This is a genomic window from Pseudomonas sp. M30-35 (genome assembly GCF_002163625.1).
In the GTDB taxonomy this organism is placed as follows: domain Bacteria; phylum Pseudomonadota; class Gammaproteobacteria; order Pseudomonadales; family Pseudomonadaceae; genus Aquipseudomonas.
Window position 1 is genome coordinate 231,862 of sequence record NZ_CP020892.1, and the last position, 25,160, is coordinate 257,021.

Genomic DNA, 25,160 nt, shown 5'->3' on the forward strand with positions numbered 1-25,160 from the left:
CTATGCGCTTTTCACTGGATCAGTTACAGGTTTTCATCCTCGTCGTGCAAGCGGGTTCGTTCTCCGCGGCGGCGCGCAAAATGGGCCGCACACAATCGACAGTCAGCGCTGCGATAGCCAATCTGGAGACTGATCTGGGCGTGGCGCTGTTTGATCGCTCAAGTCGTATTCCGACCCTGACCGCCGCTGGCCAGAAAATGCTTTTGCAAGCTGAAGCCGTGATCGAACGTTGTCTTGCGCTGGAAAGCCACGCCGACGGCATGGCCGAGGATGTGGAACCATGCCTGACGCTGGCCATTGAGGTTCCCTACACCACAGTGGTGCCGGTCCTCGTCGAGTTTGAGCAGCAATTTCCTTCGGTCGACCTGATCGTCCGGCATCCTGTGGATGGTGATGTCAGCGAGATATTGCTCAAAGGCGAGGCCGTGCTTGGCGTGGCGTTCTCGCAACCCGACTACCCGCGCGAACTTGAGTTTATGCAGATGGGTAAATTGATCATGGTGCACGTCACTCATCGAGAGCACCCTCTGGCTCAGCACCAACAAGTGAGCTTTGCCGAGTTGCATGCGCATCGTCGGCTGGTATTCAGCACGCATGCCGACAAACTACCGAGCAGTGAATACCTCAGGTCCACGCAGATGTGGCAGGCGGAAAGTTACCTGGCCATATTGGAAATGGTGCGTGCGGGATTGGGCTGGGCAACCTTGCCGCGACAGCTCATCTTGCGCGAGCTGGGCAATGGCGAATTGGTTGAGTTGCAACTTGACGCTTACCCACACACTGACTGGTTGGTGGGGGTTGACCTCGTATGGCCGCGACAGTCACGTGGTGGCAAAGCCGAGCGCTGGCTTAAGCAGCGCTTGATGCAAAGCAAAGTGTTCGAGCTGGACCGCAACGGCCAGTCAACGACGTTGTAAGACAGGTCAGCACGCAGAAAATTAATCGGGAACACACCTCGATTATTTTATCCGTGGCGCGAAGATGCCCTGTAGCCAAGACATCTTCGCCTGAGCCACGCAGTCAGGAAATGGCTGTGCCTTGGAGTGCTTCGTCACTCATCAGTTTCTCAAGACTGATGGGCAGGTCGCGCACTCGTTTACCGGTCGCATGGTAGACAGCGTTCGCCACCGCTGCGGCAAGTCCGGTTATCCCGATTTCACCGATTCCGCGAGCGCCAAACTCATTGAGGTTGTAGTCAGGATAGTCGAGCAGAATTACCTCGATCTCCGGCTGGTCGGCATGCACCGGCACCATATATTCGGCGTAGTTATTGTTCACCGGCATGGCATTGCGCTCGTCGTAATCGGTGGTTTCGAACAGCGCCATACCGATTGCCATGACAATTGCCCCCTCGACCTGATTGAGCGAGGTCTTGGCATTAATGACTTTGCCAACATCGATTGCGCTGACCACCCGCGAAACCCGCAACCGCGAAATACCCGGGTCCCAACGCACCTCAACGAAGTGCGCGCCAAAGGAGCCGAACGCATGCTTCTCGGTATCAGCCATTCCCGTGTGACCTTCGCCCTCGGCACTGGAGAGTTTCAAGCGCTTGAGAACATCAGCGAATGCGATGCTTGTGGTACCACTTTCCAACTTGCCGTTACTGACTTTTATTGCATCCGGCTTGGCGTCGGCAAGCCCGCCATCGGTAGATACGGCAAAGCCTTTAAGTTGCGTAAGCGCTGCGCGGGTAGCTTCAGCCACCGCGGGCAATACGCTGGCTGTAACCCAGGAGCCGCCGGATACAGGGCCCGGAGGAAAAGTCGAATCGCCCAAGTGCACGACGATTTTGTTCAATGGCAAGCCCGTGAGGTCGCTGACACATTGCGCGATTACCGTGTAGGTTCCAGTGCCGATATCCTGGACGCCGCAAAAGGCTTCGGCGCTGCCGTCGGACTTCAAGGATACACGCGCCTTGGAAGGTGTTCGCAAAGCCTCCCAATTACACTGCGCCATCCCGTAACCTATGACTTCATGACCTTCACGCATGCTGCCAGTTTTTGGATTGCGCTTATCCCAGCCAAACCGCTTGGCTCCTTCGGCCAAGGCTTCGCGCAAATGATTACCGGACCAAGGCAGCTTTTCCTCCTCATTTTGCTCAGCCCAATTGAGTTGGCGGAACGCGAGAGGGTCCAACTGACATTTTTCGGCCAACTCATCAATCGCAGACTCCAAGGCAAACAAGCCCGGCGCCGCCCCAGGTGCACGCATCGACGTCGGCGCCCCACGGTTGACCGGCACTGTGGCGTGGCTGGTTTCGACATTGGCACATGAGTAAAGGCTGGCGCTCATACCTGCGCAATTCTCAAGATACGGATCGCCCATCCCCCGGGTGTTCACCGACTCATGTCGCAGTGAAACCAGCTTGCCTTGGGCATCGGCCGCCAAGCGCATGCGTTGCTGCGTTTCGGGACGATGCCCAACGGTCGTGAACATTTGAGCCCGCGGCACAACCAACTGTACGGGGCGGCCAACCACCTTGGCAGCGGCACATGCAGCCACCGAGTGGGGCCAAACCCACAGCTTTGCGCCAAAGCCTGAGCCAATAAAAGGGGCTCTGACCTCCACCCGTTCGGTCGGCAAACCAAAAATCTGGGCAAGGGTATTGCGGTGCACAACCACCGACTGGGTGGATTCATACACCACCAGCTTGTTGTTCTCCCATAGCGCGACGGTGGCGTGCATTTCCATTGGGTTATGGGTTTCAACTGGCGTGGTGTATGTCGCGTCAATCGTTTGCACACCGGCGTCGAACGCTTCGGCGGGATTGCCGCGCTTATGTCCTCGGCCGCTGTCATCAGGCGAGCCTTGCTGCAATCCTTGCTTGAGATTGGCCAATGCGCGGCTGTCGGTGTAGCTGACCTTAACTTTGTAAGCGGCCTCGCGGGCATGTTCGAAAGTGTCAGCAATAATCAGAGCAACGAACTGCCCTGCATAGCGAATGACCTCGTCTTCAAACGGCAAACGCTTCTCGTCAATACGTGTGGATGTCAGTACTTTTTCGAGGGAGAACTGCGCGGGCGGCGAGTGGAATGCTTGGGGAAAATTGCCATGGTGAAGAATTTCGATCACCCCAGCAGAGCGCCGTGCGGATTCGATATCGAGTGATTTGATCGAGCCGCTGGCAACGTTACTAAACACGCCATATGCGAAGACCATTCCTTGCGGATGCTGGTCCGCGGCATACATGGCCTGGCCGGTGACTTTCAAGCGCCCGTCGACGCGTCGAGGGGATGCACCCATAATTGATTCGCTCATGCCAACGCTCCTGTACCAAGTGTCATGAGGTTGCGCACAATGGCCTGCCGCCCCAATGGGATCTTGTAGGCGTTGTGCGAATAAGGCACTGCACCTTGCAGGGCAATAGCGGCGATCTTGGCGAAGGCTTCCGGGCTAGCCGTTACCCCACGCAGTGCGAGTTCTGCTTCGAGCGCCCGCCATGGTTTTGTACCCAGGCCGCCCATGGCAATACGCGCTTCGCGGATAACCTTGCCATCCATGACCAAAATCACGGCGCTGGATGCCAGAGCGAACTGGTATGAACTGCGATCACGCAGCTTTAAATAACCGGACTGATTGTTCGCCAGCGGTGCGTCCAAGGTGACATGCGTGATCAGCTCATCCGGCTTGAGTGCATGCTCCTTCCACGGCGTGCTTGCGGGCAATAGATGGAAATCCAAGAAATTGATTTCGCGCTTGCCGGACGGGCCTTGCACTTCAACACTGGCGCCAATTGCAGCCATGGCCACACACATATCCGAGGGATGGGTGGCAATGCATTGATCGCTGGTGCCCAACACTGCATGCACGCTGCGGTTGTGGCCCTCAATGGCCGCACAGCCCGAGCCGGGATTACGTTTATTGCACGCTGAGACGCCATCGCGGAAATAATTGCAGCGCACTCGCTGCATCACATTACCGGCAGTGGTTGCCTTGTTGCGCAGTTGAGTAGTTGCCCCGGAAAGCAGAGCCTGCGACAACACCGCGTATTCACTTTTGATTCGCGGGTGATTGGCCAGTTGCGTATTGCTGACCATGGCGCCAATCCGGGTTCGACCATCGCTCAAGGTTTCGATCTGGTTCAGCGCCAAGGTATGCACATCAACCACTTGGTCAGGTTGCATGATGTCGAGTTTGACCAGGTCCAGCAGTGTGGTGCCGCCCGCAAGAAAGGCCGTAGCGTCGTTGCGTGAGTGAGAGGCAATGGCCTGCTCGGGACTGCTCGCGCGGATATACTCCAAGGTTCTCATTAGCTGGCTCCTTGCAGTTTGCCACGGGCATCTTGCACCGCTGCCAGAATGTTCTTGTAGGCGCCGCAGCGGCAGATATTGCCACTCATTGCTTCACGTACACTGGCGTCGTCGGCTCCGATATTGGGGTCTTTGATGATCGCCGCAGCGGTCATCATCTGGCCTGAAGTGCAGTAGCCGCACTGAAACGCGTCATGTGCCCAAAAGGCTTCTTGAATGGGGTGCAGTTGACCGTTTTGCTCCAGCCCCTCAATGGTGGTGATTTCATCACCCTCATGCATCGCGGCCAGGGAGAGACAACTGTTCATCGGCTGCCCGTTAACGTGCAAAGTACAAGCCCCGCACTGGCCGTGATCACAACCCTTCTTGGTGCCGGTCAATTGCAGTCGATCGCGTAATACGTCAAGCAGCACTGCGTTGCCAGGAATGTTGAGAGCGTGTTGCTGGCCATTCACCTTAAGCGAGACGCGCAGCTCACCTTTTGCTAACGGTGTGTCGCTGTCGTCGATTGGCGTTTCAAGCTGTGCGGCCTGGGCCCACATAGGTGCGGTCGCAGCAGCCATGCCGGAAATACCGATAGTACGAAGGAAATTGCGCCTTGAGGGCGTCGTCAGTTCCTTGAACAATTGGCCGGTGCTGTCTGAGTCGTGAATATTGCTTTCAGTCGGATCAGTCATTACTTCGGTCCTCATCGGTTGTAACGCTTCAAATCACGGAGCTGTTTTGTATAGATCGAACAGCTGGATCGGGACTGCTTGAGCCCTCTGCATCGCGCTTGTTTTTATCTGTCCAAGATTGAATCGTGTGCAAGCCAGCTCAACTGCTGCCGTGCGCCCTGATGATCAAAGGCGTAGCGCAGTCGAAAGACGGCTGGCAGCAGAAAGCGCTGCTCATAACGGTGCCACGGTTAGATGTCTGATAGATAACCGCACCTGAACTGCCGCCTCATCACCCGCAGCAAAGCAGTTTCACTTCTTTATATGAGCTTATATATCGACGAGTGTTCAGACTTGCTCAATAGGAGCGAGTTATTGCCTATTTCAGCAAATTGGCTTTGGGGGGAGGGTAACGGGAAGGCTTCAATGATTAGTTCTATTGAATATCTTGGGTAAGGCGAGCTAATGGAGCGGTCACACGATGTCCAGATCAACCAGACACTTGTAGGCGCTGCGCGAGCGCAATGCTAGTGGCGTTTGGTTACAGCGAGCAGTGACTTCTGTGAAAATTTGTTCGACTTGGATGATTTCACGAACGCGATGTCATGCAAAGGAATGAAGTCTGTCCGAGCATCAGGTGGGCAGGTGCGATTGGTCTGTTGTGAAATCTAAGGGCAACGTCAGTTCGGCTTATACCCCTAAGTTCATGTGTCCCCTGTTTTGTGTCCCCCGGTACGAAACCGTCCTGGGGAAATATCAAAAAACTCTCGGAAGCATCGACGGAAGTGTGAAATGCTAATAAATCCGCTTGCCACTGCGATATCGGCTAAGGACCTGTTGGTTTGTTGTAGCAACTGGCGAGCATGGGTTAAACGCAACTCGAGGTAATAACGGGGAGGGGTAACATTGACATGGCGACAGAACAGGCGCTCAAGTTGACGCCTGGACATGCTTACATGAGCGACGATTTCATCAATCGTCAGGGGTTCTTCTATATTATTGTGCATCAACTCCAGAGCCAGTTTGAGCGGCTGTGGCAAGGTCAGGTTGTTGTCTAGCGTTAGCGCCGAAATATCCAGAGTTTCTTTGGTTTTATCGCAGCTGAGTACTTCCTCTACGGCATGAACCAAGCTGTCACCATGCCCAAGCTTGACGAACTCGAGCATCATGCCTAACGAGCTGTTAGCGCCTGCGCAGCCTATTCGCTTGCGATCTAATACAAATGAGTGTTTTGAAAGCTGAACTTTAGGGAAAAGCTCAGCCATCATGGCCCTGCTGTCGGGGTGGAAGGCGCAGTCGTATCCATCCAAGAGGCCTGCCTCAGCAATAAAATACGAACCATTCCACAAGCCGCCAAGGGTTGCCCCGGCCGAGTCGGCTGAGCGTAATTTGGTTCTGATAATCTGTTGCGCCTTTAATGCCACACGGAAACCACCGCAAATCAAGATGAGACTTTGTTGGCGTTCATCTAAATCAGCTAGGTTGCAATCGACTGAAATTGAGATGCCCAGGTCGCTGACAATCAGGTCTTGAGTCCCAACCACTAATATTTCATAAAGTGGCGCCGTGCTCATCAAATTCGCCGTGACAAGCGCATCGACTGCGCCGGTAAACGCCATCATCGAGAAATTGTCGAGCAACAAAAATGCAACGTGCTGCACAGCCTTCTCTCGCTCGTCATATATCAAGCGATTGAGGTGCAAACGGTTTTTATCTTTCAGGACGCTCTCGAACGACGATCTCATAATTTTGCTACTCATTAATTGCGTATAGCTTGGCCGGAGCGATATTCATGGTGCGGATAATCATATTGATCTGTAGCGCGGGTGAAAATAGCGGTTCAACCACTGCCCAGATCGACCTGCAGTGGCGAGGTTTGAGTCGCCCTGAGGTGTAGACCCGCTCCGACTACCTCCGCACCTTACCCAGAGACAATGCAACGGGGCACTGACAGGTACCTTATCCCCACTTTTTCGCTTTGTAACGGACATTTCTCGCTGCACAGAGAACGCCAGATGCTCGACAAATCTTGGCTTGCCCAGTTTTGGAAATAAACCGTGCCGCTGGTGCTCTTTGCCTACTCAGGCTCGGGGGAGTCTGTAATCAGCTGCGCATGGCGATCCGTCGCGTAGAAAAGAGCTTGCTTTGGCATTCCTGCGTTCTCAAGAGGTCGCCTTAAGGCAGGAAACGATATGTGTGAGGGAGGCGTTGTGGCTGATGGCGGCGAGTACTTTGACCCAGGACAACCTGAAGACAGGCCACAACAGTCGTCTTCAGGGTGCAATTGGCCGTAGTGAGGCCAGCTTTGCGCATGTCTTCAACGCGTTCGCGGTTTCAGTAGACCACCACACCAAGGTGCACGGCTTAAATCCTGGCGTCAGTGAGACGCATACACACCTGCGCAACCTGTGCCGGACTATTAATTGAGTGGTTTTTTTGAGGTCTCAGGCAGTGCGAGGCCACCGATAAGGGCCAGCAGGGCAATAACGATTAAATAATAGGCAGGTGACATTTGGTTGCCCGTCTCTGCAATCAGCCATGTCGCAACCAGGGGCGCCGTTCCACCGAACACCGTGTAGGCCATGTTGTATGTGAAGGCTGATGCTGTATATCTGACTTGGGTTGGAAATTGCTCGGACAAAAGAACTGCTGTTACCACGCCGCATATCACCGCCCCGACTGCAAGCAGTGAGGCGCCTAGGATTAAGTAAATCAACTGTCCGGAAGCCGCCATCGCAAACGCTGGATACACAGCGGCGATAAGACACCCGCAGGCGGTCATGATCGTTTTTCTGCGCCCGACATAATCTGAGTAGCGACCAACAAATGGGCACAGGCAAGCGGCAAAGATGAGAGCAGAAAATACAGCCAGCAACGCGGTGGGACGACTGGCTCCCCCTACAACTTGCATGTAAGTGCTTAAGTAGGTAGTGAACATATAGAAAGAAAGCGCTGTAGCGGAAATAAAAGCCATGAGGCAAGTAATAGTCTGCCAATGATTCTTAAAGGTGTTTTTGAGGGGTGAATGCTCTGCTACAGGCTGCGCTTTTAATGCTACAAACGCGGGTGACTCATCCAGATGCAAGCGCATGTATAAACCAATTAACCCTAATGGCGCTGCGATCAAGAACGGGATACGCCATCCCCACTGGTTCATATCAGGCTCTGAGACGAAAAAATTAAGGCCATAAACTAATGCTGCAGCCAAGGCGAACGCTATGAAGGTGGAAACTGGAATAAAACTCCCGTACCGAGCCTTTTGCTCTACCGGCGCATGTTCAATAACGTAAGCGCATGCACCCGCATATTCCCCACCTGCGGAGAAACCTTGCGCACACCTTGCGAGTGCTAAAAGCAGTGGCGCATATATGCCTATGGCTGCATAAGTCGGCAATAGGCCAATCATCGCTGTCGCGCCAGCCATCATAAGAACTGTAATTGCTAAAACACGCTTTCTGCCTATTTTGTCACCCAAGGTTCCGAAGAAAATGCCTCCGAGTGGACGTAACGCAAAGGACACCGCAAAAACAGCAAATGTTTGCAGTAATGCTAATGCTGCGTTGCCTTCAGGAAAGAACAAACTGGCTATGGTGACAGCGAGAAAGCCATAGACCGCGAAGTCAAACCACTCGACAAAGTTCCCGATTGCAGAGGCTGCGATTACCTTCTTTAAGGTCGCGAGATCTACAGATCGTGCGTCTGTTATCTGCTCGTGGCTGGTCATGGATTCCCTTTTTTTGCTTGTTGTTAGGTTATGAAGGTCAATTTTCAAAATACCCATTGCATCTTTTGAACAGGGGTACTCCTTTCGCCAAAAAACTATCCATACACGACGCTTAAGCTAAAGCTTTAGGGCCTGAACAGGGGCAACCCTATAGTTCGCTCAGCATTAGTCGCCAATAATGACGACTGCTCACATTGGGCCATAGAGGATAAGTTGTGGAGGTGGGGTTAAGAGATAGGGAGATAGGGGTAGGTCTAACCTAGGCTTTCACCTCAGGATTAATAAGAGACAGACCACGTTTTATTTAGATTCTCGATCAGAAAACCGTGGCTTGTGCCCTATTATTTATATCCGACACAAGTGGCCGAACGTATTACTTCGCTTGTGTCGTCTACTTTATAGTTAGAGCACACGCCGCTGCACCGAGCAGCTCCAAGGAAGATCGCATGCAAGATCAATTCATCGCAGGCGCTGTCATCTATGCAAAAGACATTGGGCGTGTGAGCCAGTTTTATTCAGAGCTGGCCGGTTTGCCAATTCTCCAGCAAGAGCCTGATCATGTGTTGCTTGAGTCCACCAAGTTTCAGCTTGTCGTGGTGGCCATCGCGCCTGCAATCGCAGATCAAATCGTCATCTCGTCCCCACCAGAGCGTCGAGAGAACACAGCCATCAAACTTTGTTTTGCCGTTCAGAGTCTTGCCACTGCTCGGGAAGTTGCTATGCGTTTAGGTGGCGAACTGAATAGCCCAGAACGCGAGTGGGAGTTCCAAGGCTATAAAGTCTGTGATGCCCATGATCCCGAGGGCAATGTCTTTCAGGTTCGGGCCAGTATGCTCTGACAACTGGTTCAAACCGTCCGCTGGAGAAATGGGGGCCAGACCACGTTTAAATCGAAATTTCGCAAAACCGTGGTCTGTCCCCTGAAGCACTCCCGCAAGTGTCTCGTGCCGAAATTGAATAACTGGAAGTGAGGTAACAAGCGCTTTTGGCGTCTCACTGAGCTCAGCCAGGTACGTTGTCGCTTAATCGCTGCTGAGACACCTTGGATGTGTTCGCTGCGATCACCATGGCAGCGAGGTTCACGCAGATGCTTGCCAAAATCGGTACCGTGTAGCTTTGGTTCAAATCGAAGGCATATCCGGCCGCGCTGGGGCCTATCAATGTGCCGAACGCTACGCTGGTGTAAAGAATGCCGATGAGGCTGCCGACCTTGCTTTCACCGAAGTAGTCCATGACGAGAGCTGGAAGGACAGCGACCCAGCCACCATAAAAGATGCCATATGCCAGAGCGAAAATGACTAACAACCAGAGTTCGGTCGCGATCAGCCAGATCATCATGGCGAGCGCCATTCCGGTGAACATGACCAAAAGGGAAAAGCGCCGGCCGTACCGGTCAGCAAAACCGCCAAGCAGGAAACGCCCAGCCGTGCTTCCAAGCCCTATCATGGCCAGAAGATAGACGGCCTGTGCAGGCGCCACGCCAAGATCCACAGCGTATGGAACGAGGTGGACGAACGGCACGAAGACGCCGAATGAGCAGAGTAAGCAGGCAATATAAAGGCCGATGAAGCGCTGTGACTTGACGGCTGTGGCTACAGCGAAATCTTTAGGTGGCTCGGATCGCCCACCGATTTTTAAAGGGTCCCCGTCGGGGGCAACGCCCATATCTCTGGGGCTGTTAACAATCAATAGCGCCATTCCCGCCCCAACAATCACGGCGAGCCCGCCGAGTACGAAGTAGGCGTCGCGCCACCCGATGGATTCGACTAGCAGGGCGGAAAGTGGCGGCATCGCAAGCGTGCCTACGCCAATTCCACTGACCGCGACTCCCGATGCGAACCCGCGACGGCGAACGAACCACCGCTGCACGGTGCTCAGCACGGGCACATAAGAAAGCCCTACACCGAGCCCCACCCCAAGCCCGTACGCGATATAGACTTGCGTCATGCTGCGGGCCATACCGGCTAATGCCAGGCCGAGCCCCACCAGAACCATACCTGTCACAGCCAATACGCGAGAGCCCCATCGATCCGAGAGCGGCCCGCTCAGGATCCCCAGGCCGAAATACAGAAAGGCCGCCAGCGAGAACACCAGAGAAACTGAGCCACGCGAGGCGGAGAACTCGTTCTGCAGAGAGGGAACGAAAGTGCTGAACGTATAAGCGCTTCCGAATCCGACGAAAGTGACGGCGAACGCTGCGGCCACAACAAACCAGCCGTAAAAGATACGATAAGACATTGAGTTGTTTTTCATCGGAAACCCCTTAAGACCGATTAGACCAATGGGTGACGGCGATGCCAGGATGTAGCGGTCTGAAAGGCGGTACCCGCGCGGAGAAGCATTGCCTCGTCGAGATGGGCAGAGACGAGTTGGAAACCGATGGGTAAGCCCAACTCGGTAAAGCCACCAGGCAAAGTGATGGTGGGATTCCCAGTCAGGTTGAACGGGCAGGTATAGCGCTGAAGCCTGGCTATCAGTTCGGGTTGTTCGCCCAATGTCTGTATCGCATCGAGGCTCAGTGGTGCGAAGGGGTGTACCGGCGTGAGCAGCAAATCAACGGCGCTGAAGAAAGTCGCGACGCTTCCACGGAAGTTCAGCCGCCGCAGCAGTAGCTTTTGATAGTCAATGCCGGACAGACTGCTACCTGCTTCGATTACGGATGCCAGCACCGGGCCGTATTCGCTCTTGCGCGCGGGGTAGGTGGTCTGGTGAGCGACGGCTGCCTCCACCGAGCAGATGGGATACCAGTCAGCCACCGCCTGCTGCACATCGGGAAAGGTGACTTCAGTAATATGTGCGCCGAGCGAGCGAAAAACTTCCATCGTTTCCGATAGAGCCTGTTGGGTCGAGGGGTGGACATCGGCGCTGTTCCACTCGGTGTCCACACCTATACGTACACCCCGGATGCCTTGGCCGGCCGCTGCCATGTAATTGGGGACCGGGTCGGGTATGGCAGTTGGGTCCTTAGGATCGCCACCGGCGATAATTGTCAGGAGGGCGGCAATATCCTCGGCACTACGGGCCATGAGCCCAACATGATCGAGACTGGCAGCAAGCTCGAACACGCCGTGACGACTGACGCGCCCCCAACTGGGCTTCAGGCCTGTCACACCATTGGCCGCAGAAGGCCAGCGGATCGAACCTCCCGTGTCGGAGGCAAGCGCGCCGTAGCACAGCCCTGCCGCTGTTGCCGAGCCCGGGCCGCTGGAAGAGATGCCAGGCCAAAAGTCAGCGTTCCAAGGATTCTTGGGTGGTGTGATCAAGGGGTGGTGATCGGAATAGGCGCCTTCGGTGAGTTGAAGTTTGCCCAGCAAGATTGCGCCGGCCTCCTTGAGGCGCCGGACAACAGTTGCATCCTCGGTCGGGCAATTTTCCTGGTGAATCCGCATGCCGGCTGCTGTTGGGATATCTTTGGTCCAGAACAGGTCCTTCACGGCAATTGGTACGCCATGCAAGGGGCCTCGGTATCGGCCCGCCGCGATATCCGCCTCAGCCGCTTTAGCTTGAGACAGAGCAAGATCCGCCATTACAAGCGCGTAACCACCAAGGTTCCCATCTATGGCTGCGATTCTGTCCAGCTGCGCCTGCACGACCGTAACTGGTGATATCTGGCGCGACTTGATGAGAGCCGACAGCTGGGTCAGTTCAAGGTAATGCAACTCTGTCGATTGGGTGATCACGTGGTCGTCTCCGCAGTAGAGAAATATGCTGATCAAGCGCTGCTTGGTTCGCATGAGAACGGCTAAGCTGAAAGAATAGTGACCCCTTGCAGAATAGGGCGCAAACGAGTAATTCTGTCTGTTTCGAGTTAGGTGAGCTAAATGATTGGGCGCAAGATGCCACCCCTGAACGCGCTTCGTGCGTTTGAAGCTACGGCACGGCATCTGTCCGTTAAAAATGCCGCGGAAGAACTTTGCGTGACACCAGGTGCAGTGAGCCAGTTGCTCAAGACGCTCGAACTCAATCTAGGCGTCAAGTTATTTCACCGAGTGAACCGGGGCATCTTCCTGACTGATATCGGACAGGCTTACCTGCCGCCAGTACGCAATGCCTTCAGGCAAATAATCGAAGCCTCCAGTCGAATTGCGAGTGCCGAGGAAACAGGGATTTTGACTGTGAGCGTGACATCCTTTTTCGCTTCCGCCTGGCTCGTGCCGCGTCTGACTCAGTTCCAGAACAACAATCCGGAGATCGACCTGCGGGTGGTTACTAACAATCAGCTGGTCGATTTCTCCCGTGATGGTGTGGATGTCGCTATCCGCCACGGACTAGGCGTCTATCCAGGGCTGGCAAGTCACCGCGTGCTCGCAGTGGATATCGTTCCGGTGGCGGCCCCGAAACTCGTTGACCGGTTAGGGCGACCAGCATCGCCAGCCGACCTGACGCGTTGGCCGCACGTACATGACGCGGAGCGCAAGGCCTGGCATCGCTGGTTCCAATCGCAAGGAGTAGAAGAGGTGGGGCCACTCCGGGGGCCATCCTTCGACGACTCTGGTCTGCTGGTCAAGGCCGTACTGGCCGGGCAGGGCGTCGGGTTGCTGCCCGCCGCCATGGTGGCGACTGAGCTTGCGCAGGGGCAACTCGTCAGGGTTGCGGATATCACGCTGCTAGAGGACTTTGCTTACTACCTGGTCTACCCCGAAGCTCGACACGATCGGCCAAAGATCGCCGCGTTCCGTCGCTGGATACTAGACTCGGCTGCGGAAGCCGATCATCCAGAGTGAAAGTTCCTCGCTCCATTCCGGCGCGCCTGGGCGTTGGCTTAATGCTGATTGGCTGGCGGACGGGTTTGGCGGGGAGGGCGTACTAGGCGGAATTCGAATCCGCGATCCCTGTTTTCTGAGTCCTAAAATTCGACGTTTAGAATCAATGCCTGCGTGCGAATAAGCTGGACAATAAAAAGGTTATCGCAGCTGGTCTTAGTGGGATTTCGCTCTGCTCAGCGAGGTGAGTATTGCAAGTCTGCTGTCGATTCACGACTCGCCGTCAACAAGTCTCACTATGTGACAGTCAGACGGTCCAAGTTTTTGACCGCTTGATGAGCGAACATCAATCGGCATCAGAGGTTCGCCGGACTTGTTGTCCATCAGCACGGAACGCGTCTCCTGCGGCTTGAACAGGAAGCGCTCGCCCCACTGTCTCATACTGACCACAACCGGAAAGATCTCCCGTCCTTTGTCCGTAAGCACGTACTCCTTATAGGCACTTCCATCTGACGCCGGTCGAACGTCGAATACCCCAACCTCGACCAACGTTTTCAGTCGCGATGCCAGAATATTTTTGGCCACACCCAAGCTTTTTTGAAATTCGCTAAATCGACGAATGTCATCAAAAGCGTCGCGGATGATCATGAGCGACCAGCGATCCCCAATTACCGCCAGTGTCCTTGCGACAGGGCATTCGCTGTTTTGCGTTGAGGCGTCTTCGACCATCTTCTTAACCTTTCGTAATGAGGGGTTGCCAAGTCTGTCCCTCTGCTCGATGCAATATGGTTGCAATTTGAAACCAGATAAAGCAACAATTGAATCTAGTTCCTAATTGAAACCAGTTTAACGCCATGGATGTGTATATGACAGCTGATGCCGACTCAGTCACCAAACAGTTCTCTAGGCAGGCTTCAGGGTTGCTGCATTCGGATACCGGAGAAAGCAGCAAGACTGACCGGTCTCCAGAGCTTTCCCCATCGCTCACGTTACTGTTTTCTGTCACCTGCGCGCTGGCAGTGGCCAACGTTTACTTCGCACAACCGCTACTCGATTCAATGGCTCAGAGCTTGGATGTGGCCTCATCCCTGATCGGATTTGTCGTGGCTGCTACTCAGGTTGGTTACGCGTTGGGGTTGCTGTTCATCGTCCCACTGGGCGATTTGGTAAGTCGTAAGCGGCTGATTCTGACTCAGGTACTGCTGTCTGCGGTTGCACTCGCAGCGGTCGGCGCAGCACAGCAATGGTTGGCCCTGTTGGGTGCCATGATTGTGATGGGTTTACTGGCAGTGGTTGTGCAAGTACTTGTGGCATACGCCGCCGTGTTGGCAACGCCATCACAACGGGGGCATGCAGTAGGGACGGTAACAAGTGGAATTGTCCTGGGCATTCTTCTGGCGCGGTTTACCTCTGGCCTGATTGCGGACATCGCGGGCTGGCGCGCCGTTTACTTCGTGTCTTCAGGATTAATGCTGGCCATTGCGGCGGTGCTGTGGAAAGTGGTTCCTGTCACGCCACCGCCAAGGCACAAAGACACTTATCTGGCGCTTATACGTTCGGTTTTCAAACTGTTCATCACCGAGCGCACTTTACGTGTCAGGGGTCTTCTCGCCTTATTGATCTTTGCCTCTTTTTCCGTGCTGTGGACATCCATGGTGCTGCCGTTGAGCGCCCCGCCACTGTCGCTTTCACACACTGCAATCGGTATGTTTGGATTGGCAGGCGTCGCCGGTGCTCTTGCCGCTAGTAGAGCCGGTCGTTGGGCCGATCAAGGCCTGGGACAACGAGTTACCGGCATTTCGCTGGGGCTCCTGACATTTTCGTGGCTGCCCATCACTTTTGCCGAAACGTCGTTGATAGCTCTGGTTTGCGGCGTAGTACTGCTCGACTTCGCGGTGCAAGCAGTACACGTTACCAACCAGAGCCTCATTTTTGCTGCACGTCCTGACGCCCAGAGTCGCATGGTCGGCGCATACATGTGCTTCTACTCGCTCGGTAGCGCGCTGGGAGCCGCAGCCGCGACTCAGGTTTATGCGCTATGGGGCTGGATTGCAGTAAGCCTACTGGGTGCCTTGATCAGTGCTATTGCCTTGGTTCTGTGGTTTCTCACGTTTTATTTTTCAACGACCAATCAAGGCGGACCAGCATGAAAGCCATCGCGATGTAACAGCGCTAGCTGGAGATCTTCTGAACACTGATGAAGCTCAGAGGGCTTTCTTGCTCAAGCTTGAGTAGTAATAGGGTGCAGAACACGTCTAAATCGAAGCTTCACAAGGCCGTGGTTTGACCCCTATTACTGTTGACCTTTAACGCAAGTTGGCATTTTTCAAGCTATAGGCTGGATGTTACTAGTGGCAATGGTTCTAATCTGGATTACTGCAGAATTTACTGACAAGCCTAATGAGGCTCGTCAGTAAATAAATATGCATTTACCCGACCAGCAATAAGGACATAACACTCGATGAAACTGCCGTCCCTTGCACTGCTTCTAACCTCCGCGCTGCTCCTGCCCTCCGTCGCCCAAGCCAGCGATTCTGCGCTAACCGAAACACTCAAGGCTTTCACTCGCTGCGATGCCAGCTTCTTTAACAGCCTGAATACCTATCACGATGCGTGGGAGGCGATTGCGCCGCTTAAACAGAAAAAAGATGTGGCGTGGATTACCGTCAAAAACCGCGGGAGCAGTCCGGAAAATTCAGTTCAACTTAGCGATACGCCGACAGTTGCCGGTATGAAACTGTTGTCCTATGTTGACGAGAGCAACGACCTAGGTCGACTGGGTCATTACTATTACTGGGGCTTTATTGTTGAAGGTGGCGTAGACGAAGTAGCTAAGCACCTAGCTCCGTTGATGGAACAGCCCGCGCAACTGCAGAACGTAGGCTCATCCTTTGTGCGCAGTGAACTAAAGGTGGATGACCAGTGGCAAGTCATTCAACCCCAGCCAGGTACAGCGCCAGGTAGTAAACGTGTTGAGCGCATCCTGATCGTCGAGCCAGAAGGCAAACAGGGCACTCAGTCGCGGGTCAATTGCTCCCTGCAAGGCGGCGTTGATGGAGTGATGCTTGGCCAGTTGCGCCCAGACATCGCACCGGCTGATTATCCTCAATCCCAACCGGATCCAGATATTGCTGCTGTTGCCGTGCCAGAAGACGTGCTCAAGAAACTTAACTTGCCACTGCTCCAGCCAAAATTCAAAACGCTGAGATACACCTTCAACAGCACAACTGACACTTCTACGGCAGGTTACCCAGTGAAAGTCGAGTACATTGCTGACGGAGGAGTGCTGAAGATAAAAGAAACCTATAGCGAAACCTTCCACGTTAAGCGCCTCACCAAAGCAGGCCTGATTCAGTTGAAGTCGCAAATGATCGGCATAGGTGATGGACGTGTTTTACGAACTAGCGAACTTGATGTTAATCCCCCGGCGAGTTGGAGCGCCGGCCAGATGTTAATCGCTCGCCTAATGATGAAATATGCACCTGCAAGATCAACCGACGTACCTCGAATGTTATCGATGACTTGCACTGTGGGTCAGCGCTTTCCCGCTAGGCAAATATCTGGCGCACTTACCGGCGATGCCATTGCGCTTGAGTGCGAACAAGACACCAGTAAATTCTCCAATGCATTTATCGAGGATTTGGGGGTTTCCCTCACGCTGAAAACGGTGGAGGACGAAAGAGTTAGTACGTACACCTACTCTGCAATGGAGGTTGTGCGTTAAACCGAGCCTGAGGCAAAGGCAGGCTTTAGATGCAGCGGCTGCCCGAGCAGCCGCCAGCAGCAAGAGGACAGGCCACGATTAGGCTCTTTCACCACTTTGAGTGACTGCTGGGCTTCTCAATCCTGGCGTAATAGGGGGACAGACCACGTTTAAATCGAATTCTCACAAAACCGTGGTCAGTCCCCTACAGCAGTCCCTGCGCTGGGTAACCTGTCCGGTGACACAACTAAGGGCTATTGGCCTGCGAGCACCGTTGAGCCGCGGTCACTTACCTCAGGCGTCGCGCGCTTGCTCAAGTCGTCGGCTTGCCTGCCCAGGTACCAGCCAAGCACGCCCCAGATCAATGCGCAGGTCGCGCCTACCAACGCTACCAGCACTGCGCCCTGGCCCAGCATGTCCAGGCTACTCTTCAACCAGCCACTGAGCGCATCACCTGCCCGGTAGACGACCGTATCGATAAAGCCCTTCGCCTTGTATTTGCTTTCGGCATCCAGCGGCGCGAAGAGCATTTCTCGCCCAGGCCTGACGAAGGCGTACTCACCTATGCGCCTGACAATCATCAGCGCCGCCAGCATGGCGAACGTGGGCGCCAGGGCGAGCCCGATAAAGCCCACGCAGACCAGCATCGGCACGATCGCCAGCAGCATGCGCACGCCCAGCTTCTGAGCGATGCGCCCGGTGATGAACAATTGCGACAGCAAGGCTCCGGCCTGCACGATCACATCGATGATGCCGAATACCCTGATCTGCGACTCGCGGTCAGGAAAGCGCTCAGCCACAAGGCGTGCCTGTTCGAAATACAGAAAGGTCGTCACGGTGGCGAGCAGCACGACAAACCCGGCGATCGCAAACAGGTAAGGTGATTGCATGACCCGAGTCAGGCCGCTGAACGGGTTGCCCGTTACCGGCTTGCGGGTGCTCTCTGTGATTGGCGCGCCCGGTCTGCCAGCGCCACCGACTTCCCGCCAGCGCATCAGCGGCGCTTTCAGAACGAGGGCGACGCCCAGTAATACGGCCGCCAGCAGCATCAGCCCGGACTGACCGACGATACCGACCAACAGCGCACTCATGGCCGGCCCGACCAGGCCGCCGACACTCGCGCCGGCGGCGATGAACGCGAACAGCCGCTTGGCCTGATGCCCGTCGAACACATCGGCCATCAGGCTCCAGGCCACCGAGACCACGAACAGGTTGTAGACTGAGATCCACACGTAAAACACCCGCGCCAACCAGACGTTATCATCGCTGAGTTGAAACAGCCCGGCGAATGCCAGCAGGTTCAGGCAGAAGAACCCGTAGACCCAGTCGACGAAGTGAATACGCGGCACCCGGGAGCTGAGCCAGGCGAACAACGGCACCGCCACCAGCATGACGACGAAGGTGGCGGTGAACAGCCATTGCAAGTTCTCGATCCCCGCCATGATGCCCATCGACTCGCGAATGGGCCGCAACATGAAATAGCCGGAGAACAGGCAGAAAAACAGGGTGAATCCCGCAAGCGCGGAATTCAGCTCGTGACGTTCGGCGTTGATGGCGACGCCGAGGCGCTGCACCAGAGTTGCTGACAGCATGATGACTCTCCTGGCGCGAGGATTAGCGGTAGCTGACACCGGTCAACTGTTCGCTTACCGTCCACAGGCGAGCGGCCGCTGTAGCATCTTTTGCGGCTGCCGGTACGCTGGCCAACCCCAGAGGGCCACGCTTTTCCTCCTCACCAATCGGCCCGTAATAGACGCCGGGCTGGGCTTCGGGCGCGGTGGCTGCGTACAGTGTCGGCAGCGCACCCTGAGCTGCGGAGTGGTAGCGCTCACGATCCTTGGCCCAGTTGCGTCCGAAGTCGCTATCCAGGCCCGGGCCGCGCTTGATCAGCTCGGTCACGGCCACGCCGGGGTGAGCGGCAATGCTCTGAATCCCCCAGCCTTGCGCCTCGCTGCGGCGTTGCAGCTCGAATGCCCATATCAGACCTGCCAGCTTGGACTGGGCATAGGACGCGTAAGGGTCATAGGCCTGCTCGAATTGCAGATCATCGAAGTTAATGCTGCCGCGTGCGGCCGCGATGCTGGACAGCGTCACCACCCGTGCGGAGTCGCTTTTGCGCAGTAGCGGTAGCAGATGGGAGGTCAAGGCAAAGTGGCCCAGGTAGTTGGTAGCCAGTTGCAGCTCGAAGCCATCGGCTGAGGTGGCACGTTGTTGCGGTGCCATGATCGCTGCGTTATTGATCAGCCCATCGAGGCGCGGCAAGGTCGCATTGAGGCGTTCGCCCAATGCCTGAACCGATGCCAGATTGGCCAGGTCCACCGCTTCGAACTGCACCTGAGCGTCAGCAACCTCCTGCTTGATACGGGCAATAGTTTCCTCGCCCCGTTGTTGATTGCGCGCGGCAATCACCACCTGAGCGCCAGCCGCCGCGAGGGCCTTGGCGTCTTCGTAGCCCATGCCGCTGGTGCCGCCTGTGACCAGGAAAATACGCCCGCTCTGCGAGGGCATGTCCGCCAGACTCCAGTCAGGCTTTGGCTGACTCTGGGCGCTAACAGTGCCGGCTTCCAACATGCAGCTCAAGGCCAGACCAAGGGTTGCCAGACCTCTGCGCCAAGCAGCGCTGGCGGTACTTATGGGATCCATCTGTAGGGTTGTGTTTGTCATTGTTCGATCCTCACGTAGGTAATGATCTGACGAACCGCTACAAGGCGGTGCGTCGACGTAAGGCATTGTTCACCCGTAGATTGCTGCCGATAAGCCGTATTGAAATGGACGCTATGTACGTCCAGTCGTACAATCCGGCCTTCCTCTTTTGGAGAGTAGCCATGCGCCAGCCCAACCTGACCGATGTCGCACTCTTTGCTGCAGTAGTGGAGGCAGGCGGTTTCCGGGTGGCGGCGCAGAAACGTGGCATGTCGGCTTCCTCCATCAGCGATAGCGTCCGCCGGCTGGAACGCGACCTGGGCGTCAGGCTGCTCAATCGCACGACCCGCAGCGTATTTCCTACGGAAGTCGGTGCTCGCCTGCTGGAGCGGCTACGCCCGGCTCTTGAGCAAATAGGCGCAGCCTTCAGCGACCTCGATGACAACGTGCTGCGGCCGGTTGGCACCCTGCGTCTTAACGTCCCGGTTCCAGTCGCTCGCTTCGAACTGCCTAAGCTAATCCCTAAGTTTCTCGAGCGTTACCCTGGGGTAAGCGTTGAAGTGGCGATGGATAACACCTTTATCGATGTCATCGCAGCTGGCTACGACGCGGGGGTGCGTTACGAGGAAAGTGTGGCCAAGGATATGATTGCCGTGCCCATTGGCCCGCGTCGGCAGCGCTTTGTGGCCGCCGCATCGCCTGGCTATCTGGAGCAGAACGGCATACCGCTGCATCCCCGCGACCTGCTTAACCACCGCCTGATCGGTCATCGCTTCGAAAGCGGCAAGCTGGGCGTATGGGAGTTTGAAAAAGACGGCGCAACCATACGCGTACCGCCGCAGGGACCACTGCTCAGCTCATCCCAGGACTTAGAGGTGGGCGCCGCGATAGGCGGCGTAGGGATTATCTACACCTTCGAGGAATACCTCGGGCCGTTGATCAAGCAAGGCACGCTATTACCGGTACTGGAAGACTGGTGGCAGGCATTCGACGGCCCCTACCTGTATTACAACGACCGTCGGCATGTGCCTTCGCCGCTCCGGGCATTCGTCGATTTTCTGAAAATCGAAGCTCAGCAAAGCCTTTAAATGACGACAGTAATAGGGGACACACTACGATGATTATCCAGTGACTACTCAAATTGCTGAGCGGTTTGCTTGAGCCAGTACCGGGCGGCTTTGCGAGCCAGGGCCCTCCCGTACAATTGACCTACCGCGATGCTCGCTGGGCCGAGACGGGTGCGTACCTTTATCGACTTCGCCACTCCAATGCTAAACGTTCATCCCGCATTCGCTAGGCGCATCATGAAACGAGTAGCACGGCACCTACAAGCCTGAGTTCGCATCCCACAGTTTCATCAGATGATCGATAGCTCTATCGATCACTAGCAGGGGGACGCCATCGCGCGCCATTGGCGAGATACCTAACAGAAAACTCTCGAAGACTGCCGCGAGCGCCTGAGCGTCCGTGTCTGCTCGCAATTCACCGCTACTCAGGCCGCGTTCGACGCACGAGAGAAAACCTGCTCGTGTGCGGGCGCGTGCATCGTAGAGTGGTTTCAGCACATTAGCGTCGGTTGATGCGCAAGATGCCTGAGTGCCAAGAGCAACCAGGCAACCTTTCGGGTTGTTCTCGTCGCATTGCATCCGCGCCGAGCGTTTCAGCGCTGAGCGGATCGCTTCGCGGGGCGCCAGCGCCTGGTCGAAGAGTGGGTCGTTCACCCGGCCGTGGGTTGCCATGTAGCGCTCGACCACTTCCTTGAACAGCGCCTCCTTGGAGCCGAAGGCGGCATAGAAGCTGGGTGCTGTTATGCCTGCACCGATGTGTGCTTTGAGTTGGCTGAGCGACGTGGCGTCGTAGCCATACTTCCAGAACAGCCGCATCGCATCCTCAATCGCTTGCGCCCGATCAAACGAGCGCGGACGCCCCATCTGTTTCATAGTGATAATCTCCGCTGAAAATCGACTTCCATACTATTCGATACAAAAGTAATTGACTACGAAACGATTTGTGCGCTACTTATATACCAATCGATACATAAGTAGAGGCGAGTGTGACAACAACGACTGATACGACTGAAAAGCTGCCGTTGGCAGCGCTACTGGCGCTGGCGATGACCGGGTTCATCTGCATCATGACGGAGACGCTGCCTGCGGGGCTGCTACCTGAAATCAGCGCAGGCCTGGATGTTTCGCCATCCCTGGCGGGACAGACGATAACCGTCTATGCGATAGGTTCGCTGATGGCGGTAATACCCTTGACAGTGGCAACCCAAGGTTGGCGCCGGCGGCGGGTGTTGCTTGCGACAATTCTGGGCTTTCTCTTCTTTAACTCGCTGACGGCGCTATCGCCCAGCTACACGCTGACACTGTTCGCCCGGTTTGCCGCAGGGGCGGCGGCAGGTCTGGCCTGGAGCCTGTTGGCAGGCTATGCCCGGCGGATGGTGAGTCCGGCACAGCAGGGGCGAGCGATGGCTGTCGCCATGGTCGGTACCCCCATCGCACTCTCGCTAGGTGTGCCATTGGGTACATGGTTGGGCAACCTGATGGGATGGCGACTGGCTTTTGGTTTGATGTCAGGACTGACACTGCTGTTGATCGTCTGGGTGCTGGTGAAGGTGCCGGACTATCCGGGGCAGGCCAAAGGTCAGCGATTGCCGTTACGCCACGTGTTCTGTATGCCGGGTATTCGCCCAATTCTGGCAGTCGTTTTCGCCTGGATGCTGGCGCACAACATCCTCTACACCTACATCGCGCCGTTTGTGGCGCAAGCCGGGCTGGCTGACAGAGTCGACCTGATGCTGCTGGTCTTCGGTTCTGCATCTCTGATAGGCATATGGGTAACCGGTCGAATGGTGGATCAAAGCCTGCGCCATGCCGTTCTGGCAAGCCTTGCTGTGTTCGCGCTGGTTTCCGTTTCCATGGGCCTGGGCAGTCATTCTGCGGCAACACAATTCGCCAGCATTTTCGTCTGGGGATTGACCTTCGGTGGTGCTGCGACATTGCTTCAGACCGCCTTGGCAGACACGGCAGGAGTGGGTGCCGATGCAGCGCTCTCGATGAACGTCGTGACTTGGAATGGCGCAATTGCTGGTGGCGGAATTGCCGGCGGCATTTTGCTCGATACCCAGGGTGCGGGCTCGCTTCCCTGGGCTGTGCTCATGCTGCTTTTGGTTGCGCTAGCTGTCGCTTCTCTCGCTCACCGCCATGGCTTTCCAGGCGGAGCGCGCTCGACCTCGTCTCCCGCAGTGAGCCATTGATGAACTTCAACTAAAAAGGTTACTTACGATGAAAGCATCAAATACACGCAACAGAAGCGCCCTGGTAATTGGTGGCAGCCGTGGTATCGGCGCTGCCATTGTGCGGCGCCTGGCACAGGACGGTGCAACGGTTACCTTTACCTATGTTCGCTCGCAGGAACAGGCTTCGCAGCTTGCAGTTGAAGTCGGTGGCAACGCGCTCTGCTTGGACAGTGCTGATCGTACTGCGCTGATCTCTACCGTCGACGGGATGGGGCCGTTGGATGTGCTGGTCGTCAATGCAGGGGTTTTATGCGCAGGTGATCCATTGACCATGGATCCCGAGGAAATCGACAACCTGCTCCGAATCAACATCAATGCTCCCTACCATGCTGCAGTGGCAGCAGCGCGACACATGCAGAGAGGGGGCAGGATTGTCTTTATAGGTTCGACGAACGCCGACAGAACACCGATTGCAGGGCTTGCTGCTTATGGCGCGAGTAAGGCTGCCTTGAAGGGAATGGCCAAGGGCTTGGCCAGAGACTTTGGCGAAAGGGGCATCACGGTGAATGTGGTGCAGCCAGGCCCCACAGATACTGACATGAACCCTGCCGACGGACCGCTTAAAGACGCCATGCACGGCTTTATGGCTATCAAGCGTCACGCCAAAGATGACGAAGTCGCGGCCATGGTCGCATGGCTTGCCGGCTCAGAAGCGGCCATGGTGACAGGCGCAGCATTCACCATAGATGGTGGCTTTTCCGCCTAAGGCACCATAGCTGATGCCCCCGGTTAGAAAGTGAATCGACCCTGCGTTTGTAGACACACTGAATGGCTGCTTTTGGCCGAAAGTGGTAACCATCTGGCCAACACGCTGCAATTACGCAGCTATTCAGGTGAATGCAAATACGCAATGTCTAGTTGAATAGGCGCGTACGAATAAAAAAGGGGCCTTGCGGCCCTAGGGATGGTTCTTTCAGCTCTGGATGAGTTTCTCGATTTTGTTGATTAGATAGTCCAGAGGATTTTGACCTTCTAGCCGCTTAGTGAAGATCTCATAGACAAAGGGGGGCAGACCACGATCAATCCTGCATCACCTCTTTGAGTGACTGCGGGCGAGGAGTTTGGTGAAGTCATTTATGAGCACAGTAAATGAGTATTGCAGAGTTCATTTTTGGTTATCTTGGTGGGGGAGTGCTTCTCGCCTTATTAATTTGGATTGGCGTTGCGCTACATATGGCTTACACCAAGATGGATCTAATGTTGGGGCATCTGAAAAACTGCTCAGTCATCATGGTTAGAGCGCCCCTCCGACATGGTGGTCCTTGGGGAAAGCTGCTTCTGGTCGGTGGTATTTCCGGAATCGTGACGTTTCCCAGCTTTTACCTTAAAAGAGGTGAGCTAAGTTCAGAAGACTTAACAAATTTCCCCGCAGCGCTTAAGCGAAAGCTAGCGATCATGCAATGGAGCGTAATTGGGCTTTTGGGCTTCGCTTTCTTGCTATGGGTTATAGGGAAAATCGTGGGATGGCACAATTGACATCCTCCCCGGAGCGCTAGCGCTGCTGACTTGGGCAAATGCCCTATTGACCTCAAACGCAAGCTCAAGTTACAGGTTGGACGTTCTGATCGGTGGCATCTGGCAGAAAAGCGCACAGTTAAGGCCGCTGGATTCAGGTTGATTAATTTTTTCGGCGGGCATGGCGCAAGTTAAGCGCCGGAAAAACAAAAGGGCCTAGGTTTTCACCTAAGCCCTTTGTTGTATGTGCGCACCAAGCGGGATTTGAACCCACGACCCCTGCCTTCAGAGTCCTAAAAATCGACGTTTAGAATCAATACGTTAGCGCGGATTAGCCGGGGAATCAAAGGGTTGCCGTAGCGGGTTTTCGCCCCGGTTAGCGGGGCGAGTGCGGCATATTTGTGGCGTTCCGATCGATTGGACTCACCCAGGGTAGTCAGTAGTGAAGAGCAGTAAGCGGTCAAAAGCAACGGGCTTGCAATGAGGAGGAGTCCATAAACGTACTGATGATTCGCGCCAGTGAATATCGTCAGCAGATTTCCCGATCATTTAGGCCAATGAGTTCAGAACGCTTTCTTCCGCAGGAAATCGTTTCACGCCAAACTCATCCGCATGATTAACCACAGCGGTAGCCACCATGATCTCCCATGTTTTTTCTAGGTAGCCGATACCTGCGTGGTTTCCGCGGCAGGCTACATCCTTCGGAAAGCGGGTCACCATGG

Annotated in this window: 21 protein-coding genes; 10 read left to right on the plus strand and 11 right to left on the minus strand. The window is 55.4% G+C overall.

Annotated features, from left to right (window positions below; all coding sequences use genetic code 11):
* The first annotated feature begins 2 nt into the window (after positions 1-2).
* On the plus strand, positions 3-917 hold the full coding sequence (locus tag B9K09_RS01010; protein WP_087518928.1) for a LysR family transcriptional regulator: 915 nt from the start codon (positions 3-5) through the stop codon (positions 915-917).
* Between the two features lie 103 nt (positions 918-1,020).
* Here B9K09_RS01010 and B9K09_RS01015 read toward each other — a convergent pair whose 3' ends face one another.
* The 4 genes from B9K09_RS01015 to B9K09_RS01030 form a co-directional block, all read right to left on the minus strand.
* Positions 1,021-3,261 carry a xanthine dehydrogenase family protein molybdopterin-binding subunit gene (locus tag B9K09_RS01015; RefSeq protein ID WP_087515100.1) on the minus strand — a complete coding sequence of 747 codons (2,241 nt, stop codon included), beginning with the start codon at positions 3,259-3,261 and terminating at the stop codon, positions 1,021-1,023.
* A complete protein-coding gene (locus B9K09_RS01020; protein ID WP_087515101.1) occupies positions 3,258-4,253 on the minus strand; it encodes a xanthine dehydrogenase family protein subunit M in 996 nt (331 codons plus the stop codon). Before B9K09_RS01020 ends, B9K09_RS01015 begins: the two co-directional genes overlap by 4 nt.
* A complete protein-coding gene (locus B9K09_RS01025; RefSeq protein WP_087515102.1) occupies positions 4,253-4,930 on the minus strand; it encodes a (2Fe-2S)-binding protein in 678 nt (225 codons plus the stop codon). Before B9K09_RS01025 ends, B9K09_RS01020 begins: the two co-directional genes overlap by 1 nt.
* 683 nt (positions 4,931-5,613) lie before the next feature.
* Positions 5,614-6,654, minus strand: a complete 1,041-nt coding sequence (locus tag B9K09_RS01030; protein WP_087515103.1) for a GlxA family transcriptional regulator — start codon at positions 6,652-6,654, stop codon at positions 5,614-5,616.
* A gap of 472 nt (positions 6,655-7,126) precedes the next feature.
* On the opposite strand from B9K09_RS01030, the gene B9K09_RS01035 reads away from it, so the two are divergent.
* Positions 7,127-7,336 carry a hypothetical protein gene (locus tag B9K09_RS01035; protein WP_087515104.1) on the plus strand — a complete coding sequence of 70 codons (210 nt, stop codon included), beginning with the start codon at positions 7,127-7,129 and terminating at the stop codon, positions 7,334-7,336.
* Here B9K09_RS01035 and B9K09_RS01040 read toward each other — a convergent pair.
* Complete coding sequence (locus tag B9K09_RS01040) at positions 7,329-8,633, minus strand: MFS transporter (RefSeq protein WP_087518929.1); 1,305 nt, start codon at positions 8,631-8,633, stop codon at positions 7,329-7,331. The two genes, B9K09_RS01035 and B9K09_RS01040, sit on opposite strands and share 8 nt — an antisense overlap.
* A 446-nt stretch (positions 8,634-9,079) precedes the next feature.
* Here B9K09_RS01040 and B9K09_RS01045 point away from each other — a divergent pair, with 446 nt between their 5' ends.
* Positions 9,080-9,472 carry a VOC family protein gene (locus B9K09_RS01045; protein ID WP_087515105.1) on the plus strand — a complete coding sequence of 131 codons (393 nt, stop codon included), beginning with the start codon at positions 9,080-9,082 and terminating at the stop codon, positions 9,470-9,472.
* 163 nt (positions 9,473-9,635) lie between these two features.
* Here the strand turns inward: B9K09_RS01045 and B9K09_RS01050 are convergent, their stop codons facing one another.
* Entirely contained in the window at positions 9,636-10,886 is a 1,251-nt protein-coding gene (locus B9K09_RS01050; protein ID WP_087515106.1) for an MFS transporter, read from the minus strand.
* 20 nt (positions 10,887-10,906) lie between these two features.
* Positions 10,907-12,313 (minus strand): amidase, encoded by a 1,407-nt coding sequence (locus tag B9K09_RS01055; protein WP_256574172.1) that lies wholly within the window; start codon positions 12,311-12,313, stop codon positions 10,907-10,909.
* A gap of 141 nt (positions 12,314-12,454) precedes the next feature.
* Between B9K09_RS01055 and gcvA the strand changes: the two genes are divergently transcribed.
* Entirely contained in the window at positions 12,455-13,357 is a 903-nt protein-coding gene (gene gcvA, locus B9K09_RS01060) for a transcriptional regulator GcvA (RefSeq protein WP_087515108.1), read from the plus strand.
* Positions 13,358-13,606: 249 nt separating this feature from the next.
* On the opposite strand, the gene B9K09_RS01065 is transcribed toward gcvA, so the two are convergent.
* Positions 13,607-14,065, minus strand: a complete 459-nt coding sequence (locus tag B9K09_RS01065) for a helix-turn-helix domain-containing protein (RefSeq protein ID WP_087518930.1) — start codon at positions 14,063-14,065, stop codon at positions 13,607-13,609.
* 137 nt (positions 14,066-14,202) lie between these two features.
* On the opposite strand from B9K09_RS01065, the gene B9K09_RS01070 reads away from it, so the two are divergent.
* Positions 14,203-15,486 (plus strand): MFS transporter, encoded by a 1,284-nt coding sequence (locus B9K09_RS01070; RefSeq protein ID WP_087515109.1) that lies wholly within the window; start codon positions 14,203-14,205, stop codon positions 15,484-15,486.
* A 311-nt stretch (positions 15,487-15,797) separates the two neighbouring features.
* Entirely contained in the window at positions 15,798-17,060 is a 1,263-nt protein-coding gene (locus B9K09_RS01075; RefSeq protein ID WP_087515110.1) for a hypothetical protein, read from the plus strand.
* Between the two features lie 233 nt (positions 17,061-17,293).
* Here B9K09_RS01075 and B9K09_RS01080 read toward each other — a convergent pair whose 3' ends face one another.
* Together B9K09_RS01080 and B9K09_RS01085 are read right to left on the minus strand one after the other, a co-directional pair.
* The gene (locus B9K09_RS01080) at positions 17,294-18,631 is read right to left on the minus strand and encodes an NTP/NDP exchange transporter (RefSeq protein ID WP_087515111.1); all 1,338 of its coding nucleotides are present in this window, start codon (positions 18,629-18,631) and stop codon (positions 17,294-17,296) included.
* 22 nt (positions 18,632-18,653) lie between these two features.
* A complete protein-coding gene (locus tag B9K09_RS01085) occupies positions 18,654-19,610 on the minus strand; it encodes an SDR family oxidoreductase (RefSeq protein WP_256574295.1) in 957 nt (318 codons plus the stop codon).
* A gap of 254 nt (positions 19,611-19,864) precedes the next feature.
* On the opposite strand from B9K09_RS01085, the gene B9K09_RS01090 reads away from it, so the two are divergent.
* Positions 19,865-20,770, plus strand: coding sequence for a LysR family transcriptional regulator (locus B9K09_RS01090; protein WP_087515113.1), 906 nt, complete (start codon positions 19,865-19,867; stop codon positions 20,768-20,770).
* Between the two features lie 237 nt (positions 20,771-21,007).
* Here the strand turns inward: B9K09_RS01090 and B9K09_RS01095 are convergent, their stop codons facing one another.
* A complete protein-coding gene (locus B9K09_RS01095; RefSeq protein WP_087515114.1) occupies positions 21,008-21,622 on the minus strand; it encodes a TetR/AcrR family transcriptional regulator in 615 nt (204 codons plus the stop codon).
* A 173-nt stretch (positions 21,623-21,795) separates the two neighbouring features.
* Between B9K09_RS01095 and B9K09_RS01100 the strand changes: the two genes are divergently transcribed.
* From B9K09_RS01100 to B9K09_RS01110, 3 genes are all read left to right on the plus strand, one after another.
* Positions 21,796-22,941 carry an MFS transporter gene (locus tag B9K09_RS01100; protein ID WP_087518931.1) on the plus strand — a complete coding sequence of 382 codons (1,146 nt, stop codon included), beginning with the start codon at positions 21,796-21,798 and terminating at the stop codon, positions 22,939-22,941.
* A gap of 28 nt (positions 22,942-22,969) precedes the next feature.
* Positions 22,970-23,689 carry an SDR family oxidoreductase gene (gene bdcA, locus B9K09_RS01105; protein ID WP_087515115.1) on the plus strand — a complete coding sequence of 240 codons (720 nt, stop codon included), beginning with the start codon at positions 22,970-22,972 and terminating at the stop codon, positions 23,687-23,689.
* 383 nt (positions 23,690-24,072) lie between these two features.
* Complete coding sequence (locus B9K09_RS01110; RefSeq protein WP_087515116.1) at positions 24,073-24,459, plus strand: hypothetical protein; 387 nt, start codon at positions 24,073-24,075, stop codon at positions 24,457-24,459.
* Positions 24,460-25,160: the final 701 nt, after the last annotated feature.

Coding starts and splice junctions, on each gene's coding strand:
- B9K09_RS01010 (WP_087518928.1), top strand. CDS start 3: ATGCGCTTTTCACTGGATCAGTTACAGGTTTTCATCCTCGTCGTGCAA.
- B9K09_RS01015 (WP_087515100.1), bottom strand. CDS start 3,261: ATGAGCGAATCAATTATGGGTGCATCCCCTCGACGCGTCGACGGGCGC.
- B9K09_RS01020 (WP_087515101.1), bottom strand. CDS start 4,253: ATGAGAACCTTGGAGTATATCCGCGCGAGCAGTCCCGAGCAGGCCATT.
- B9K09_RS01025 (WP_087515102.1), bottom strand. CDS start 4,930: ATGACTGATCCGACTGAAAGCAATATTCACGACTCAGACAGCACCGGC.
- B9K09_RS01030 (WP_087515103.1), bottom strand. CDS start 6,654: ATGAGATCGTCGTTCGAGAGCGTCCTGAAAGATAAAAACCGTTTGCAC.
- B9K09_RS01035 (WP_087515104.1), top strand. CDS start 7,127: ATGGCGGCGAGTACTTTGACCCAGGACAACCTGAAGACAGGCCACAAC.
- B9K09_RS01040 (WP_087518929.1), bottom strand. CDS start 8,633: ATGACCAGCCACGAGCAGATAACAGACGCACGATCTGTAGATCTCGCG.
- B9K09_RS01045 (WP_087515105.1), top strand. CDS start 9,080: ATGCAAGATCAATTCATCGCAGGCGCTGTCATCTATGCAAAAGACATT.
- B9K09_RS01050 (WP_087515106.1), bottom strand. CDS start 10,886: ATGAAAAACAACTCAATGTCTTATCGTATCTTTTACGGCTGGTTTGTT.
- gcvA (WP_087515108.1), top strand. CDS start 12,455: ATGATTGGGCGCAAGATGCCACCCCTGAACGCGCTTCGTGCGTTTGAA.
- B9K09_RS01065 (WP_087518930.1), bottom strand. CDS start 14,065: ATGGTCGAAGACGCCTCAACGCAAAACAGCGAATGCCCTGTCGCAAGG.
- B9K09_RS01070 (WP_087515109.1), top strand. CDS start 14,203: ATGACAGCTGATGCCGACTCAGTCACCAAACAGTTCTCTAGGCAGGCT.
- B9K09_RS01075 (WP_087515110.1), top strand. CDS start 15,798: ATGAAACTGCCGTCCCTTGCACTGCTTCTAACCTCCGCGCTGCTCCTG.
- B9K09_RS01080 (WP_087515111.1), bottom strand. CDS start 18,631: ATGCTGTCAGCAACTCTGGTGCAGCGCCTCGGCGTCGCCATCAACGCC.
- B9K09_RS01085 (WP_256574295.1), bottom strand. CDS start 19,610: ATGTTGGAAGCCGGCACTGTTAGCGCCCAGAGTCAGCCAAAGCCTGAC.
- B9K09_RS01090 (WP_087515113.1), top strand. CDS start 19,865: ATGCGCCAGCCCAACCTGACCGATGTCGCACTCTTTGCTGCAGTAGTG.
- B9K09_RS01095 (WP_087515114.1), bottom strand. CDS start 21,622: ATGAAACAGATGGGGCGTCCGCGCTCGTTTGATCGGGCGCAAGCGATT.
- B9K09_RS01100 (WP_087518931.1), top strand. CDS start 21,796: ATGACCGGGTTCATCTGCATCATGACGGAGACGCTGCCTGCGGGGCTG.
- bdcA (WP_087515115.1), top strand. CDS start 22,970: ATGAAAGCATCAAATACACGCAACAGAAGCGCCCTGGTAATTGGTGGC.
- B9K09_RS01110 (WP_087515116.1), top strand. CDS start 24,073: ATGAGTATTGCAGAGTTCATTTTTGGTTATCTTGGTGGGGGAGTGCTT.